Annotated in this window: 17 protein-coding genes and 1 pseudogene; 8 read left to right on the top strand and 10 right to left on the bottom strand. The window is 37.6% G+C overall.

All coding sequences use genetic code 11. The features are described 5' to 3' along the window. Positions 1 to 11 precede the first annotated feature (11 nt). Positions 12 to 149, top strand: a complete 138-nt coding sequence (locus tag HUE58_RS06250; protein WP_174606122.1) for a hypothetical protein — start codon at positions 12 to 14, stop codon at positions 147 to 149. Between the two features lie 24 nt (positions 150 to 173). Beyond that, positions 174 to 389 carry a hypothetical protein gene (locus HUE58_RS07430; protein WP_422851491.1) on the top strand — a complete coding sequence of 72 codons (216 nt, stop codon included), beginning with the start codon at positions 174 to 176 and terminating at the stop codon, positions 387 to 389. 315 nt (positions 390 to 704) lie between these two features. Here the strand turns inward: HUE58_RS07430 and HUE58_RS06240 are convergent, their stop codons facing one another. Then, positions 705 to 992, bottom strand: a complete 288-nt coding sequence (locus HUE58_RS06240; protein ID WP_174606121.1) for a hypothetical protein — start codon at positions 990 to 992, stop codon at positions 705 to 707. Between the two features lie 376 nt (positions 993 to 1,368). Here HUE58_RS06240 and HUE58_RS06235 point away from each other — a divergent pair, with 376 nt between their 5' ends. The 5 genes and pseudogenes from HUE58_RS06235 (at position 1,369) to HUE58_RS06215 (ending at position 6,696) form a co-directional block, all read left to right on the top strand. Beyond that, positions 1,369 to 1,512, top strand: a complete 144-nt coding sequence (locus HUE58_RS06235; RefSeq protein WP_174606120.1) for a hypothetical protein — start codon at positions 1,369 to 1,371, stop codon at positions 1,510 to 1,512. Positions 1,513 to 1,560: 48 nt separating this feature from the next. Continuing rightward, the gene (locus HUE58_RS06230; protein ID WP_174606119.1) at positions 1,561 to 2,805 is read left to right on the top strand and encodes a 6-phosphofructokinase; all 1,245 of its coding nucleotides are present in this window, start codon (positions 1,561 to 1,563) and stop codon (positions 2,803 to 2,805) included. Positions 2,806 to 2,910: 105 nt separating this feature from the next. Then, positions 2,911 to 3,561 carry an adenylate kinase gene (adk, locus tag HUE58_RS06225; RefSeq protein WP_174606118.1) on the top strand — a complete coding sequence of 217 codons (651 nt, stop codon included), beginning with the start codon at positions 2,911 to 2,913 and terminating at the stop codon, positions 3,559 to 3,561. A gap of 15 nt (positions 3,562 to 3,576) precedes the next feature. Next, positions 3,577 to 4,553 (top strand): annotated as a pseudogene (locus HUE58_RS07255) (hypothetical protein). A 142-nt stretch (positions 4,554 to 4,695) separates the two neighbouring features. After that, the gene (locus HUE58_RS06215; RefSeq protein WP_174606117.1) at positions 4,696 to 6,696 is read left to right on the top strand and encodes a sodium-translocating pyrophosphatase; all 2,001 of its coding nucleotides are present in this window, start codon (positions 4,696 to 4,698) and stop codon (positions 6,694 to 6,696) included. Between the two features lie 127 nt (positions 6,697 to 6,823). Here the strand turns inward: HUE58_RS06215 and HUE58_RS06210 are convergent, their stop codons facing one another. From HUE58_RS06210 to lptC, 9 genes are all read right to left on the bottom strand, one after another. Then, positions 6,824 to 7,183: a hypothetical protein gene (locus tag HUE58_RS06210; protein WP_174606116.1), complete on the bottom strand. Its 360-nt coding sequence runs from the start codon at positions 7,181 to 7,183 to the stop codon at positions 6,824 to 6,826. A gap of 2 nt (positions 7,184 to 7,185) precedes the next feature. Next, complete coding sequence (locus tag HUE58_RS06205; RefSeq protein ID WP_174606115.1) at positions 7,186 to 7,692, bottom strand: FKBP-type peptidyl-prolyl cis-trans isomerase; 507 nt, start codon at positions 7,690 to 7,692, stop codon at positions 7,186 to 7,188. Between the two features lie 5 nt (positions 7,693 to 7,697). After that, positions 7,698 to 8,048, bottom strand: a complete 351-nt coding sequence (locus HUE58_RS06200) for a hypothetical protein (protein ID WP_174606114.1) — start codon at positions 8,046 to 8,048, stop codon at positions 7,698 to 7,700. A 71-nt stretch (positions 8,049 to 8,119) separates the two neighbouring features. Continuing rightward, positions 8,120 to 10,003 carry an adenylyl-sulfate reductase subunit alpha gene (gene aprA, locus HUE58_RS06195; protein ID WP_174606113.1) on the bottom strand — a complete coding sequence of 628 codons (1,884 nt, stop codon included), beginning with the start codon at positions 10,001 to 10,003 and terminating at the stop codon, positions 8,120 to 8,122. Then, positions 10,003 to 10,482 carry an adenylyl-sulfate reductase subunit beta gene (gene aprB / locus HUE58_RS06190; protein WP_174606112.1) on the bottom strand — a complete coding sequence of 160 codons (480 nt, stop codon included), beginning with the start codon at positions 10,480 to 10,482 and terminating at the stop codon, positions 10,003 to 10,005. Before aprB ends, aprA begins: the two co-directional genes overlap by 1 nt. A gap of 31 nt (positions 10,483 to 10,513) precedes the next feature. Then, complete coding sequence (locus HUE58_RS06185; protein WP_174606260.1) at positions 10,514 to 11,320, bottom strand: adenylylsulfate reductase; 807 nt, start codon at positions 11,318 to 11,320, stop codon at positions 10,514 to 10,516. 265 nt (positions 11,321 to 11,585) lie between these two features. Continuing rightward, positions 11,586 to 12,794 (bottom strand): sulfate adenylyltransferase, encoded by a 1,209-nt coding sequence (sat, locus tag HUE58_RS06180; protein ID WP_174606111.1) that lies wholly within the window; start codon positions 12,792 to 12,794, stop codon positions 11,586 to 11,588. Between the two features lie 199 nt (positions 12,795 to 12,993). Further along, the gene (gene lptA / locus HUE58_RS06175) at positions 12,994 to 13,479 is read right to left on the bottom strand and encodes a lipopolysaccharide transport periplasmic protein LptA (protein ID WP_174606110.1); all 486 of its coding nucleotides are present in this window, start codon (positions 13,477 to 13,479) and stop codon (positions 12,994 to 12,996) included. After that, positions 13,472 to 14,431: an LPS export ABC transporter periplasmic protein LptC gene (gene lptC, locus HUE58_RS06170; protein ID WP_174606109.1), complete on the bottom strand. Its 960-nt coding sequence runs from the start codon at positions 14,429 to 14,431 to the stop codon at positions 13,472 to 13,474. The genes lptA and lptC overlap by 8 nt, the downstream gene beginning before the upstream one ends. On the opposite strand from lptC, the gene thiE reads away from it, so the two are divergent. Beyond that, positions 14,430 to 15,011: a thiamine phosphate synthase gene (gene thiE / locus HUE58_RS06165; RefSeq protein WP_174606108.1), complete on the top strand. Its 582-nt coding sequence runs from the start codon at positions 14,430 to 14,432 to the stop codon at positions 15,009 to 15,011. The genes lptC and thiE overlap by 2 nt on opposite strands. The last annotated feature ends 198 nt before the right edge of the window (positions 15,012 to 15,209 follow it).

The following is a 15,209-nucleotide window of genomic DNA, read 5'->3' as shown; positions in this document are numbered from 1 at the left end:
CGATAGAAGTTATGATTGCCCCTGCGCAAACTAATCCCAATTTAGATGGCGATGGAACGCTCAATGCTAATGATGCTTTTCCACTAGAGAGTGCAGAACAACTCGATACTGATAACAATAAAGTAAATGATACAATCGTTTTTTCCTAATCTACTTATCCAGCATGACTAACACTGAATGAGAGTACAAAACAACTAAGTGGCACGCCAAGCAATAACGATATTGGCAATCATAATGTTGTTATTAATATTAATGATACGCCAGTAATCACCCAAGGTCAAAATGTCCTAATAACCATGAGCGAAGATGGTGCACCCACCATTACTGGTAGCCCGAGTACAAGTGCAATGGCTAATGTTCCTTATAACTTTACCCCAACGGCTAAATGATATTGAGAGTGAGAGTTTGTTCAACATAAACCCAGCTGGGCGACTTTTAGTACTGCAACTGGCACGCTAAGTGGCACACCAGCAGGAAATAATATTAGAAAACAGTGACAGCTCTAATGGTAACTCAACCCCAATATTTAGTATAGCGGATAACCCAATTATTAGTGTTGACTGTAGTACTAACCCTTTACAACAAGCGATTGAGCACCCCCTTACACAGCAAGGTCATTAATGCAGGCAACCAGTTATCATGCACTAAGGGTAAGCAACAGAGGTTAAGTTTACTTACAAGTATGTGATTCTGAATGGTCGTAATCATGGCATTCGAGTTTTGAATAATTCAATCATTACGTTAAAGAATACCGCAGTCAATACCGATAGCACTGCTGGTCGTGATTCAAATGGCTGCATGATAACGGTTTGTGGCTCAGGCATTGTTGCTAGTACCAATTTCAGTGTGATTTTAAAATCAGGCAACATGTTGAGTTTTGCATCAAGCAATGATGGCAATTCTAGTTTAATTGTATTTGGCAACACCTCAGTATCTTTGCAAAGTAAAGAGAACACAATCAAATACTCTTGGTGTGTATCTAAACTCTTCATTTGAACAAATAAAACATGATACAGAAATTAATTAATAAATTAAGCATATGAGACTCACTGACAGGAATAGAATTAACTAAATTATGATTATTTTTAACAAAGAGGATTTGTTGGTAAAAGGCGTAATTGGGCGCTTATTCTCTGAAGATAATTTAAATACCAAGTGGTTAGAAAACACCTTGTAAACACCTGAAGGCATTGACAGGCTAGAATCTTTTTGTGTCTAAATTTTCACGCATGCAAGACATTGTTTGTGGATAAATTATTACCACTTTTCCTCAAGTAGTCTGACGGAATCCCAAAAACGGCGATTGGTAATCTACATTGATTAGTAGAGTAGCTTAGCATTATTAATAATGCTGGCAATTAGATAGATATGCGTTTATTACGTAATAAACTGGTACACGAATATGCAGATGACACCATGCAATTACTTGAACACTTGTTGTTGGCTAAAGAATTTTCCTTTGAGCTAAACCAAAGTTTTACAAACCTTAAACACATTTTAGAAAAATCATAATTGGTTTATAAAGTATAATTATTAGTTTGTTATTTTAGGAAACTAATTATGAAAAATGCTTTTTATGCCCAATCAGGTGGCGTGACTGCTGTGATTAATGCATCAGCTTGTGGCGTGATTGAAACAACGCGCAAACATCCAGATAAAATCGGCACGATATATGCAGGTCAAAACGGCATTATCGGCGCACTCACTGAAAATTTAATTGACACATCAAAAGAATCTAGTGCTGATATTAAGGCCTTAAAACATACGCCTTCTGGTGGCTTTGGCTCTTGTCGTTATAAAATGAAATCTTTAGAGGCCAACAAAACAGAATATGAAAGACTAATTGAAGTATTTAAAGCGTATGATGTTGGTTATTTTTTCTACAATGGCGGTGGCGATTCAGCAGATACCTGCTTAAAGGTCTCTCAATTATCTGAATCAATGGGCTACCCAATTCAAGCCATTCATGTACCTAAAACAGTGGATAACGACTTACCAATTACAGACAACTGTCCAGGTTTCGGTTCAGTTGCTAAATATATTGCTGTTTCTACTATGGAAGCTAGTTTTGACGTGGCCTCAATGGCGGCAACCTCAACTAAAATTTTCGTCCTTGAAGTAATGGGTCGTCATACGGGTTGGATTGCAGCAGCAGGTGGCTTAGTTGATGATTCAATACCTGTGGTAATTTTATTCCCAGAGGTTGATTTTGATGAAAAGAAATTTTTAGCTAAAATTGACAAAAACGTCAAAGAATTTGGCTATTGCACAATCGTTGTATCCGAAGGTACAAAATGGCCAGATGGTCGCTTTTTGGCAGAACAAGGCACTCGCGATGACTTTGGCCATGCACAACTTGGTGGTGCAGCACCTGTGGTTGCCAATTTAATCAAAGACACCTTAGGTTATAAGTACCACTGGGCAGTTGCAGATTACCTGCAACGTGCTGCTCGTCACTTAGCTTCAAAATCCGATGTTGAACAAGCTTATGCATTAGGTGAAGCGGCTGTTAATATGGCACTTGAAGGTAAAAATTCAGTCATGCCTACCATTATTCGCACCTCAAATAACCCCTACACTTGGGAAATTGGCTCAAGCGAGTTAAAAGACATCGCTAATGTTGAAAAGATGATGCCTACAAACTACATTTCCGACGATGGTTTTGGTATTACTGACGCTTGTCGTGAATATTTACAACCACTTATTGAAGGTGAAGATTATCCACCATACAAGAACGGCTTGCCTGATTATGTGGTGATGAAGAAGATAGTGGTAGATAAAAAATTAGTCCCATTTGAAGTTTAAGTATTACTTTCAGGAAGCAAAGCTTTCTGGTTTTTTAGTAAAAAAAAATAGCCAGGAGTTTTGCTTCTGACTAGAGACATTAAATAAAACAGACAAGGAGAAAAAATGAACATAATTTTATTAGGCCCTCCGGGCGCAGGCAAAGGTACTCAAGCAACTAAGATTTGTCAAAAGTATTCAATTCCTCAAATCTCAACTGGTGATATGTTGCGCGGAGCTATTAAAGCAGACACCCCATTAGGCATTGAGGCTAAAAAAGCCATGGATGCAGGTAGTTTGGTTTCTGATGATATTATTATCGGCCTGGTTAAAGAAAGAATTCAAGCAGATGATTGTGAAAATGGCTTCTTATTTGATGGCTTTCCACGCACAATTGCCCAAGCAGAGGCGTTAAAAACAGATGGCGTTAAAATTAACTTCGTGGTTGAAATTCAAGTGCCAGATGAAGATATCATTGCTCGCATGTCAGGTCGTCGTACGCATTTAGCGTCAGGTCGTACTTATCACATTGTTTACAACCCACCTAAGGTTGAAAGCATTGATGATATTACTGGTGAAGAGTTAGTACAACGTGCGGATGATGCTGAAGATACGGTGCGTGCACGTCTAGACGTCTATCATGAACAAACCCAGCCACTGGTTGATTATTATCAATCTTGGATGAATAAAGATAGTGATGCGCCTAAATATGGTGCAGCTGTTGGTGTAGGTACGCTTGACGAAGTTAGAGATCGTGTTTACGCACAATTAAGTTAAACAATTTAATCTCTTATGATTAAATTTGATCCAAGAGAAATTAACATCCCTTTCGCCCCCCCGCCCCATCCTTTGGATCTCAAGGGGGGTTGGAAACCAAACAAGTTTTTAACTCGCCTGAAAATCTTCAAGATTTAACCCAAAATAACGGCTTATTGCCTAACGATTTTATCGAAAAACTTTAGGGCATTCAAATGAATTCGATTGTATTATTTACAACACCTCTAAAAGCATTCTGAACCCTTTAGATCATCCAGTGCGACGCACACAGCTACCTTAAAGTAAAAATCGCATGAACCAAATTATTATTGGCTTTATGTTAAAACATTACCCAGATCCAGACAAATATCTCATTCTTGCTGGTGAGGCATCACTTGATGCCACTTGGCCAATGACTAATGCAGACGTACCTAGCATTAGAATGCTGCATAATCATTTTATCGTCTTTGACAAAGAAGCGGCTTACACACGCAAGACTAGCCGACACTAACAACCCTAATCTAACAGACGATGGTCAACGTTCCTTATTTACCGCTTATATGCAGGATGTTTATACTGAATTTTTATCCGCTTTGGACTTAAAAATACTTAGACTCGTCACTGGCCCAAAGTCTTAACTCTTAAACTAACTGGATATCCACAAGGATTGCCCCTAGTTGGAAAATTCAAGGTGGTATTGAAAGTTTCAAAAATATTGATTTTTGGAAAAAGTATGATTAAATTTTAAAAGGATTTTTAGACTTTAATCGCAGTTTTTTTTGCCCAAGTATCAAGCAGAAACTCTGGTGTCCCAGTTAATGCCTATTTCCCAAAATTCAATTGGAAAATGCTATTACAGAGCTTTTAGGTATCGTGGTTAACCGTACCTCAGACGCTTTAAGCTAAAAAAAGCCGAGCTTGTCCTTATTAAAAAACTACTTAAACTTAGATCTCACTTAATTGAGGCAGATTTAGATCATGGCATTAAAAGCAAATATTGGAACGAAAATTAGCGCTTAATAATACTCTATCAATAGTTAACATAAGTTAGTTCTATTAAATTATTAGATTATCGTCTTACTATATAGACAATTATTAACTATAATCAATCCTGAAGAAAATTTGCACACAAATCAAAAAGGAGAAAATAAAGTAATGGATACAATTCTTATCCTTGCCATTTCGGCATCAATTATCGCTGTTTTATACGGCCTATTTACAATTACCTGGATTAACAAACAGCCTGCAGGTAATGACAAAATGAAAGAAATTTCAGATGCAATTGCACAAGGCGCAAATGCTTACCTAAATCGTCAATACTCAACCATTGCTATGGTAGGTGTTGTTTTGCTTGTCATCATTACTTATTTTTTAGGTATCGCCGTTGGTCTCGGCTTTTTAGTTGGTGCAGTATTGTCAGGCGCAACAGGCTATATTGGTATGAATGTGTCAGTTAAGTCTAATTCTCGCACAGCACAAGCGGCTAATAACGGCATGAATGCCGCTTTCCAAGTTGCCTTTAAAGGTGGTGCTGTTACAGGTATATTGGTTGTTGGCTTGGCACTATTAGGTGTTTCTGGTTACTACGCCGGCATGATTGAATATGGCGTTGCACAAAAAGATGCATTGCACGCGCTTATTGGTCTTGCATTTGGTGGCTCGCTTATTTCAATTTTTGCACGTTTAGGCGGTGGCATCTTCACCAAAGGTGCTGACGTTGGTGCTGACATTGTTGGTAAAGTTGAGGTTGGCATTCCAGAAGACGACCCACGCAATCCTGCAGTGATTGCTGATAATGTTGGTGATAATGTTGGTGATTGTGCAGGTATGGCTGCTGACTTATTTGAAACTTATGCAGTTACTATTGTTGCAACCATGATGCTTGCGGGTATCTTAGGTTTAGGCAATAATGCTATTTTATATCCCTTAGCTTTAGGCTCAGCCTCAATTATTACCTCTATTATAGGTACTTTTTTTGTTAAAGTCTCTAATGGTGGCTCTATTATGAGTGCTCTATATAAAGGCTTAATCGTTTCAGCGGGATTGGCTGCAATTGCTTTTTACTTTATTACCAATGACATGAATATGGGGATGGATTTATTCTACGCATCACTGATCGGCTTAGCGCTAACAGCTGTTATGGTTGTGGTAACAGAGTATTACACGTCAACTGAACACAGCCCTGTACAACATGTTGCTGAGGCATCACTCACAGGTGATGGTACTAACGTTATTGCCGGTATTGGCTTGAGTATGAAATCTACTGCTCTTCCTGTACTTGCAGTATGCGCGAGTATTTGGGGTGCGCATGAATTGGGCGGCTTATACGCCATTGCAATTGCAGCAACAGCTATGTTGTCAATGACAGGCGTTATTGTCGCACTTGATGCCTATGGTCCAATTACGGACAATGCAGGTGGCATCGCAGAAATGGCTGAACTTCCAGAAAAAATTCGCAACATTACCGATCCTCTAGATGCCGTTGGTAATACAACCAAAGCAATAACTAAAGGCTATGCAATTGGCTCTGCTGGTTTGGCAGCACTGGTATTATTTGCCGACTTTACTAATGAACTACGTACTATTGAACAATTCAAAGACATTGCATTTGACTTGTCTAATCATAAAGTAATCATTGGTTTATTCTTAGGTGGCTTAGTGCCTTATTTATTTGGCGCAATGGCAATGGAGGCTGTTGGTCGTGCTGCAGGTGGTATTGTCAATGAAGTACGTCGCCAGTTTAGAGAAATGCCAGGTATTATGAATTACACACAAAAGCCTGATTATTCTAAAGCAGTTGACATGCTCACTAAATCTGCCATTAAAGAAATGATATTACCTTCTATTTTGCCAATTGCATTTCCAGTTATCGTTGGCTTGCTATTAGGCGCTGAGGCACTAGGCGGACTACTAATCGGCTCTATCGCAACGGGTATTTTTGTTGCAATCTCAATGACCACAGGTGGTGGTGCATGGGATAACGCTAAAAAATATATCGAAGATGGTCACTTTGGTGGTAAAGGCTCAGATGCTCATAAAGCTTCTGTTACTGGTGATACAGTGGGCGACCCATACAAAGATACAGCAGGGCCTGCTATTAATCCACTAATTAAGATTATTAATATTGTTGCAATTATGATTATTCCTCTTTTATAATCATTAATCGATTCATTAAAAGGGAAGGGGTTGATAAGTTCACCCTTTTTTTATATCTAAACAAACAATCAAAAGGCGAAAACTATTATCTCATAGCATGTCTTTTTTTAAAACTTAAAACAGGGGGTTATTTTTGCATATGTAGATTTAAATCTTTCGTGTTTTTACTCAGAATAAAATCCGCTTGCGCTTTTAACAACTTATCTGCACACTCATACAAATCGTTATACTCAGGAACACCAGTATCAAAGCGTTCATCAGACAAATAATAAAAGAAACTTTTATAAGAAAATACGCCTATTTTTAAAATAATAAAAGTTGAATTTTTATCCTCCCAAACAGCTGCCGGAAAAAGCGTTAGCTCATCTTCATCTTCTTTGGTAATTTCAATATCAGCCAAATTAACTTTAATTTTTTCTTTTCTCCAACGAAAATCAACCGCACTTTGAATAGTCTTTATTTCTGATTCTGTAAAGTCAATACTCATAATTAATGCATTGTTAATAATTGTTCCATATCTGGTTGCTCATCTATCATACCACCTGCTTCCATCTCTTCATCCGTTGCATCACGCACTAAAAGAATTTCGAGCGAAAATTTAACTTCACGGCTACAAAGTGGATTATTGCCATCAATGGTAACTGTCTTATTATCGACTTTAGTGACCAAAAATTCCTTAGGATCTCCTTTAGAATTTTCCATAACAACCTTAGTACCAACTTTTTGATATTCTGGTGGGACATTTTCAATTTTATCAATAAAAACTAAAGATTCATCACGAAATCCGTAGATTTTCTCTACATCAATGTTAATCTCAATGATATCGCCCTGCTTTCTACCTTCTAATTCAGCAATAACCTTTTTGTCTAATGTATCGTTAACACCGTGTACATAACCGACTGGATATTCAATTTCTGAAAAGACGTTACCGGTTTTTTTATCAATGACCTTATAGATAAGTTCGACATATTTAGAATCTTGAATAGTATTATCCACAGCTTTTAAAAAATTGTTGTGCCAAAAATCTTAACCATATCATCTTCATAACCAAGCACGAGTCTGCCTAAGTACTCACCCTCTTTTTTAGAGTGAGTTTGTTTATATAACACGGTTACATGCTGACCACGACGAATCATACCCAAATATTCTGCACCTTTTTCAAGACCTTTGGTTAGCTCGCTACGGGCAAACTGTTTACCCATTTCAATTTCATTAGCACCACGCAAAAAATCCTCTGAAAAATGACGACTAAAAGCACCATAATTACTATTATTAGAATATTTAATCAAGTCATCCCACATTGGACTTGCAATCGCTAAAATTTCCTCATCTGTTTTATCAATAATGTTCATTTATTCAATACTCCAACGAAACGTTTTTTCTTAAAATATACATACAGTAGATAAAAATTTAAACTAAATCTCTATTTCTCATCTTCCTCGCCAACTAAATGGTAACAAGGTGCCTTCTCTAGTGTGTATTCACCAGTAACACAATCGCGATGAGAAACTGTCAATACATGCCAATTTTTATCATCTAATTTCATAGCATCACCACGATAATAGTAACCAGGCCAGCGAGTTTCTTTACGGAACAAAGTATGCTGAGTCACGCATTCAGAAGTACGGTGACGGTGTCTTAATTCCCACCCACGCATCAACTGATGAAGATCTTCTGCACCAATGTGCTCTAAATCTTCTTCTAAAATGGCTAACTTCTTCAAACCTATATTTAGCAACTTGTCGTTGGTTACATAAGAAACAGTAACACCGCCACAATACTCGTCCATAAGCTTTTGCAAACGTTGCAATCCGCTCATCGGCAAAATGTAACTTGGCGATACTGTACCGGCAACAATTTCATTACGACCAACCGTATAATTCTCTAAAAATTTAAAGATTTGCGTTTTACGGTCAGAAATTTGCTTATCAGACACTTTAATCCCTTCTCCCTTACCATCATCAATGTACTTGCATGCTGCCTTAGCAGCTAAACGACCTTCGGTAAATGAGCCTGATGAGAACGCATGTGGCGTACCACCAACAGTATCACCTGCACCAAACAAACCATCTACCGTCGTCATGCGATTATAGCCCCAGAAGTATTCATCAGGAGAGATGTCCTCAGGACCTGAACACCATGCACCACAACCAGTAGCATGTGAACCCATTACATATGGCTCAGACGTTGTTAATTCAGGATTTTCGTATTTAGGGTCAACGTCTGTTGCCGCCCAAAGCACTGCTTGACCAACTGTCATTCCTAAAAAGTTTTCCCAACCAACTTCTTCTAAATGAGGGTCTTGAAATGCCTCCATTGTTACCATGTGAATTGGACCACGACCGGCATTTACCTCACTGATAAATGCATGATTACGCAAACAAGTTGGAATTGGCTTATGAGATAAATGTTGACCTTCTGTATCTAGATATTCTTTACCTACCATTTTCGACAGTGCTGGAAACCACTTAGATTCATACTCCTCACCATAACCATTTTGAGTGTAGGTTTTAAGATGTAAGAAGTATGCGCCAACAGGACCATAACCATCTTTAAACCTAGCAAGAACGATACGATTTTCCATTTGTGTCATCTTCGCACCAGCCTCAATTAGTAAGCCATATGCAGAGCCAGAAGACCATGGTGCATACCATACACGACCCATACCTTCACCCACTGAACGAGGCTTAAAGATATTAGACGCACCACCAGCACCAACAATAGTAGTCTTAGACTTAAACACATGGTAATTACCAGTACGTACGTTAAAACCGACAGCGCCAGCAACACGATTTTCTTGTGCGTCATCCATTAGCAAATGGGTAACCATAATACGGTTGTAAACTTTGTCAACTTGCTTAGTTGCAGCTTCAGCAACAATAGGCTTATATGATTCACCGTGAATCATAATCTGCCAACGACCTTCGCGCATGTAAGCACCAATGTCTTCTCTTTTAGGATCCTTCATTAATGGAAGGCCCCATTCTTCAAACTTATGCACTGCAGAGTCAACATGGCGAGCCATGTCAAACAGCAAGTCTTCACGAACCATACCCATTAAATCCATACGTGCATAACGCACATGGTCTTCAGGATTGTTCTCACCGAAACGAGTGCCCATATAACAGTTAATTGCATATAAACCTTGAGCGACAGCACCTGAACGGTTAATGTTTGCCTTTTCTGCAATGATAATCTTTTTATTACGACCCCAATATCTAGCCTCATAAGCGGCACCTGTACCGCCTAAACCAGCACCAACAACTAAAATATCAATGTTGTCTTCTACAATTGTTTTAATACCCATTAGTAGTACACTCCTTCTTTAAATTTCAAACCGTTAGATTCTAACGTGTGAATATCGTCATCATCCATACGAATATATTTAGGCTCAAATGCTAATAACTGCGAGTTACGCATCTCATCACTAGGCTCAGGCTCATTTCTGAAATCAGGAATCTTAGTTCCCCATGGTTGAGTTGTAATTGGTGATAAGAAGTTCTTCACACGACCGTCACGGAATTTAACTCTCCATGCAATGGTGCCTTTCTCTTCGTCACGAATAACGCGAACACTGTGTCCTAGTGGTGCAAAGTCTGCATAACCACGCACATCAATTGCTTGATGTGGGCATGCTTTAACACATGAATAACACTCCCAGCACATGTTTGGTTCAATATTATAAGCACGACGATATTTATCATCAATGTGCATAATGTTAGATGGGCAGATATCTACACAATGTCCACAACCATCACAACGAGTCATATATACAAAAGTTGGCATATTATTTTCCTCTCTTCTTATTTAATTAATATTAGTAGTGCTTAGGCGCTTCACGCTTAATACCAAGGCCCATATTCATTGGTGCGTCTTTTAAAAGCTCCATTGAATGTCTGTTTTGTTGCCACACATCGTCTCTTGTCTCGTGAGGCAAGTTCTCGTTTGTGCCATTAGCTTTGATGATGCGCTTATTATATGCAGCAGCAGGCTTAAAGAACATATGAGAGAATTTAGACCAATACACACCACCAAATAGTGATACAGTCGCAAAAAGAACTAAGATGAACCATATGCCAGTACCACCACCGTAGATGTTCCAACCTAGTACGGTTACTGAAGTTGCCATTAATGACAAACTAAACATGTCTCTTTTAATAACAATTCTTGTCCATGAATGACCTTCTGCTTGAGTGTCTACTTTAAAGCCAAACCAATACCAAAATGTACCAATAAATAACATGATTGCGCCAATATTCCATACTTGTGCTAATATCTGAGTCTCTTGAGCACCAAAAATAATAATGGCAGTTGCGCTGTTAAAGAGGATGAAGCCCCACATGGTTAGGATATGTACCAATCTACGAAGTCCATTGCTAAATTCACCAGCTGTTGCAACATCTACTGCAATCGTACTTGCTAATATATTTACTTTATCACCAGCGCTTAATGCTTTAAGTCTGCCTTCTTCTTTGCCCAATGAACATGGTGCATCACCTGCGGCTAAATCTTTTTCAGCTTTTGCCGCTGCATTAAAAAAGTAAGTTGCACTTTTCTTATGTAACAAATCTAGCACTGTCATAACAACCACTAGGGCAATCATAATGACTACGTACATTTGCATGTCTGCGTATGAAATACCCTCTGCTAATAGACTAGCAATTGGTGTTGAATTGATATCGATCATTGGTTTTTCTCCTTAAAGTTAAATCACTCTCATTCTAAATTTTGCCAATTCTTTTTCAATCAGCGCTCTTATTTAGTCTTTTTTCGTTCTAACGTTCAATGACATTTTGTCAAAATCCGACCCATTATACTTATATAAAACTTTTGTTACAATCAAAAAAACCTTTAATTTCTCAAGATGTCTTGATTATGGGCATGGTTTATTATTCTGCCGAGTGTCCACTCAACTTAATTTCTACTTTGTCTTCATCCTTAATACCTGCATAATAGGTTTGTAAAACTTTGGCTACTTCAGGACGAGAAAAAGTCTCTGGCAAATCTTCACCCTCAGAAAGCATCTTACGAACTTTGGTGCCTGAAAGTAATACACGATCTTCTGCATTATGAGGACAGGTTTTCATTGAAGACATGCCGCCACATTTATGACACCAAAATGTCCAGTCAATCTTTAACGCTTTTGTCACCAATGCGTCATCAGCAATCTCATCAAAAATATTATGTGCATCAAATGGGCCGTAATAATCATCAACACCAGCATGATCACGACCAACAATCAGGTGCGAACAACCATAGTTTTGTCTGAATAATGCGTGTAATAATGCTTCACGAGGACCTGCATAACGCATGTCTAATGGGTAGCCGGATTGTAGGATTGTATTATCTAAAAAATAGTTTTCAATTAATACTGAAATTGCTTCTGAACGCACATCAGCAGGAATATCACCAGCCTTAAGACCGCCTAATACTGAGTGAATCATAACACCATCACAAATCTCTACTGCAATCTTGGCTAAATATTCATGCGAACGGTGCATTGGATTGCGTGTTTGAAATGCTGCAACTGTTTTCCAACCTTTATCATCAAAATAAGCACGAGTTTCCATTGGGGTCATATATAAATTACTATACTTTTCAGGAAAACAACCATCTGACAATACCTTAATAGAGCCAGCAAGATTGTATTTACCTTGAGCCATTACCATGACAACCCCCGGATGCTCCATTTCAGTTGTTTTATAAACGGTATTACATTCGTGGGTTTTATCAATTGAATACTTTTCACTGATAACCATGGTTGCAATAATTTCATCCGTCTCACTATTGACCAAAGCAACTTCATCACCCTGGTTAACATCTTCACTATTAGTAGACAAGGTAATAGGAATTGGCCAAAATAAACCACTTTCTATGGCCATGTTATCACAAACACCCTGCCAATCTGCCTTGTCCATAAAGCCTTCTAACGGCGTGAAACCGCCAATGCCCATCATAATGATGTCGCCCACTTCTCTTGAAGAGCAGTTAACTTTTGGTAGTAATTTTGCTCTTTCTAACTCGGCTGTTAAAGCATTACCTTCTAGTGCTAATGGCTTTAGCGTATCACTGCCATGCGGTGGAACTAATTTTGACATGTTACAATCCTATCTTAAATATAAAACCAAAAATTATACACACTGTCATTTTTGCTTATGTTGCTCTATGGGGATATATGGAGATATCCCCATAGATATATGGGCTAAAAATATCTATGTAGCAGTAATGAAGAATAACCACGTTTAAAGAGACCTTTGCATAAATAGGGATCATTATTCATATTTATGTAAGAGTCTCTTAAAGTTTGATTTTAAATCGAACTCTTTGTGTGCCGTCTTTTGACATACTGGTGATTATCTTGTCATTTTTAATGTCATAATCAAGTGTGCCGCCACTAAAAGAATCAAACCCTTGTACTAGATGCGCCTTACCCTTAAGATGTACGAGTTCTTGTTCGATTAAATAAGTTATATTAAGTGCTCGCGCCTCTATAAAGCGAGACTGGTTTGGCTGATTTTGTTGGTAATGCGCAAGTTGTTTGTGGGTACCTTTGGCAATAATTTTAATAACACTTTGTTGATTGCTAAATAATTGTATGATTTCGGCGTTTAAAATAAGAGAACCCTGGGTAATACTGGCCTTGCCTATGTAAGTGCTTATATTTTTTCTCTCATCAATCACAACCATATTAGCGCTAATCTCTATAGGCTTAGAGCTGTCAATCACTAAAGCGATTGCATGACCAGGCAATATCAATAAACACATTAGAAGGGCTTTATTCATAGCGTCCCACCACGCCACCCATCAACTTAATTTTTTGCTCAGCTACATCATAATTCATGCCAAAAGCATGAATATCAGCAATGTTAGATTGATAATGTATTTTCTCCTTAGTTCGGTACACTTCTAAGCCATTAGACTGATCAATGGTTAGGTTTTTGGTATTAATCTTAGAACCAGAATCTTGTACAATTTTCACCTTGCCTAATAGTTGTATTACTTGTTTTTGTCTATCCATATCAACACCACTGGCATAGATTTTATTTTTCTTAGCTAGATAAGTGGTTTTATTGTTTGAATAATAATATTTTTGACCTTTGGATTGATTGATGTACAAATCTTTAGTTAAAATTTGTTGCCCACTATCTTGGTTGATTTTGGTATAACCTGTTAGTTTCATTCTATCATCCTTAGCATGCATACGTATTCCTTGGGAAATAATTTTGATATTTTCACCCAAATAAGTCACTGGTTTTTTGCTCATCAAGTCACTAGTTTTAATGCCGATTAGTAACTCTTCTGTATTTATTTTATGACTAAGTCCGTTGCTAGATTGAACACTCACTTCGCCTTTAAATTTAATTTCACCAGTGTCGGTATAATAAGCACGCTTAGAATTTAACATATAATCTTTAAGGCCTTTTTCGTCATAAAATGTTACTTTTGGCTCGATTAACAATGCTGGAGAATTCTTAAAACTAAAATAGTTTTTGGCTTTAACAGAATGTGACAATTGCGCTTTAGCATCAAATTCTTGCAAGGAAAAATTATCAATTTTTTCAAGATAAGTCACCCCTTTGGAAGTGATTTTATTTTGCATTAATGGTGTTTGTTTTTTATTCTCCGACGTGGAAAATGAAGACAATAATAACGCCATCAAAAGCCATATAACACCAATAATCACTATAATGAGAATTATATTTAATAAATTATGCCTTAACTGAGAACTAGCCATGGTGTTTAATAAAAAAATATCAAATATTTATACCATAACACCCAATACCTCTCTTAATCCTATTTTAATAGAACGGGTCATTATCGAACACCAGATTAGTATACTCCAATATCGACGTAAAATTAACGACGACAACATTAAACTCAAAGAGGCGTGTGCATTACGTCTTTTATGCTTGAAGCATAATACTTTATTTATCATTAATGACGATATTAACCTAGCAGAAAAAATCCATGCTAATGGTGTTCATTTGGGTAAGAATGATGGCTCAATACAACAAGCAAGGCAGCAATTAGGCAACGCCGCTATCATTGGCATATCTTGCTATGATGATATCGATTTAGCACTTCAAGCCCAAAAGCAAGGTGCTAATTATGTAGCTTTTGGCTCGCTATTTAACTCCAATACTAAACCCAATGCGCCACATTGCCCGCTTAGTCTAATCACAAAAACCAAACGAATATTACACATACCCATTGTTGGCATTGGTGGCATTGACTTTCACAACCAACAACAAGCATTTGATGCTGGTTGTGATGCAGTGGCAATGATTAACATTTTGTTTAAAAAACATCACTAGAAATTACTACCTCTTTCGTACGCCTAGGTTAGTTTAATATTTTCAATTTAATTTTTTGCTGTCTCATTTTCTTAAATAAGCACATTAAGAAGAACCAAATACAAATTAGAGTGCCTATGTTCAAGCTATTTAAACCAAAGAATCTTTCAATTGACTTGGGCACAGTTAATACACTTATTTATTTAAATAATGAGCTAG

Source organism: Candidatus Ruthia endofausta (assembly GCF_013342985.1).
GTDB lineage: Bacteria > Pseudomonadota > Gammaproteobacteria > PS1 > Pseudothioglobaceae > Ruthia > Ruthia endofausta.
This window is presented reverse-complemented; position numbering and strand designations above follow the sequence as displayed.

Excerpts from the sequence above, each read along its gene's own strand:
- thiE (WP_174606108.1), top strand. The coding sequence starts at position 14,430 with ATGGTGTTTAATAAAAAAATATCAAATATTTATACCATAACACCCAAT.
- lptC (WP_174606109.1), bottom strand. The coding sequence starts at position 14,431 with ATGGCTAGTTCTCAGTTAAGGCATAATTTATTAAATATAATTCTCATT.
- HUE58_RS06230 (WP_174606119.1), top strand. The coding sequence starts at position 1,561 with ATGAAAAATGCTTTTTATGCCCAATCAGGTGGCGTGACTGCTGTGATT.
- HUE58_RS06235 (WP_174606120.1), top strand. The coding sequence starts at position 1,369 with ATGCGTTTATTACGTAATAAACTGGTACACGAATATGCAGATGACACC.
- lptA (WP_174606110.1), bottom strand. The coding sequence starts at position 13,479 with ATGAATAAAGCCCTTCTAATGTGTTTATTGATATTGCCTGGTCATGCA.
- aprA (WP_174606113.1), bottom strand. The coding sequence starts at position 10,003 with ATGGGTATTAAAACAATTGTAGAAGACAACATTGATATTTTAGTTGTT.
- adk (WP_174606118.1), top strand. The coding sequence starts at position 2,911 with ATGAACATAATTTTATTAGGCCCTCCGGGCGCAGGCAAAGGTACTCAA.
- HUE58_RS06240 (WP_174606121.1), bottom strand. The coding sequence starts at position 992 with ATGAAGAGTTTAGATACACACCAAGAGTATTTGATTGTGTTCTCTTTA.
- HUE58_RS06200 (WP_174606114.1), bottom strand. The coding sequence starts at position 8,048 with ATGAACATTATTGATAAAACAGATGAGGAAATTTTAGCGATTGCAAGT.
- HUE58_RS06215 (WP_174606117.1), top strand. The coding sequence starts at position 4,696 with ATGGATACAATTCTTATCCTTGCCATTTCGGCATCAATTATCGCTGTT.
- HUE58_RS06185 (WP_174606260.1), bottom strand. The coding sequence starts at position 11,320 with ATGCAAATGTACGTAGTCATTATGATTGCCCTAGTGGTTGTTATGACA.
- sat (WP_174606111.1), bottom strand. The coding sequence starts at position 12,794 with ATGTCAAAATTAGTTCCACCGCATGGCAGTGATACGCTAAAGCCATTA.
- HUE58_RS06210 (WP_174606116.1), bottom strand. The coding sequence starts at position 7,183 with ATGAGTATTGACTTTACAGAATCAGAAATAAAGACTATTCAAAGTGCG.
- HUE58_RS06250 (WP_174606122.1), top strand. The coding sequence starts at position 12 with ATGATTGCCCCTGCGCAAACTAATCCCAATTTAGATGGCGATGGAACG.
- aprB (WP_174606112.1), bottom strand. The coding sequence starts at position 10,482 with ATGCCAACTTTTGTATATATGACTCGTTGTGATGGTTGTGGACATTGT.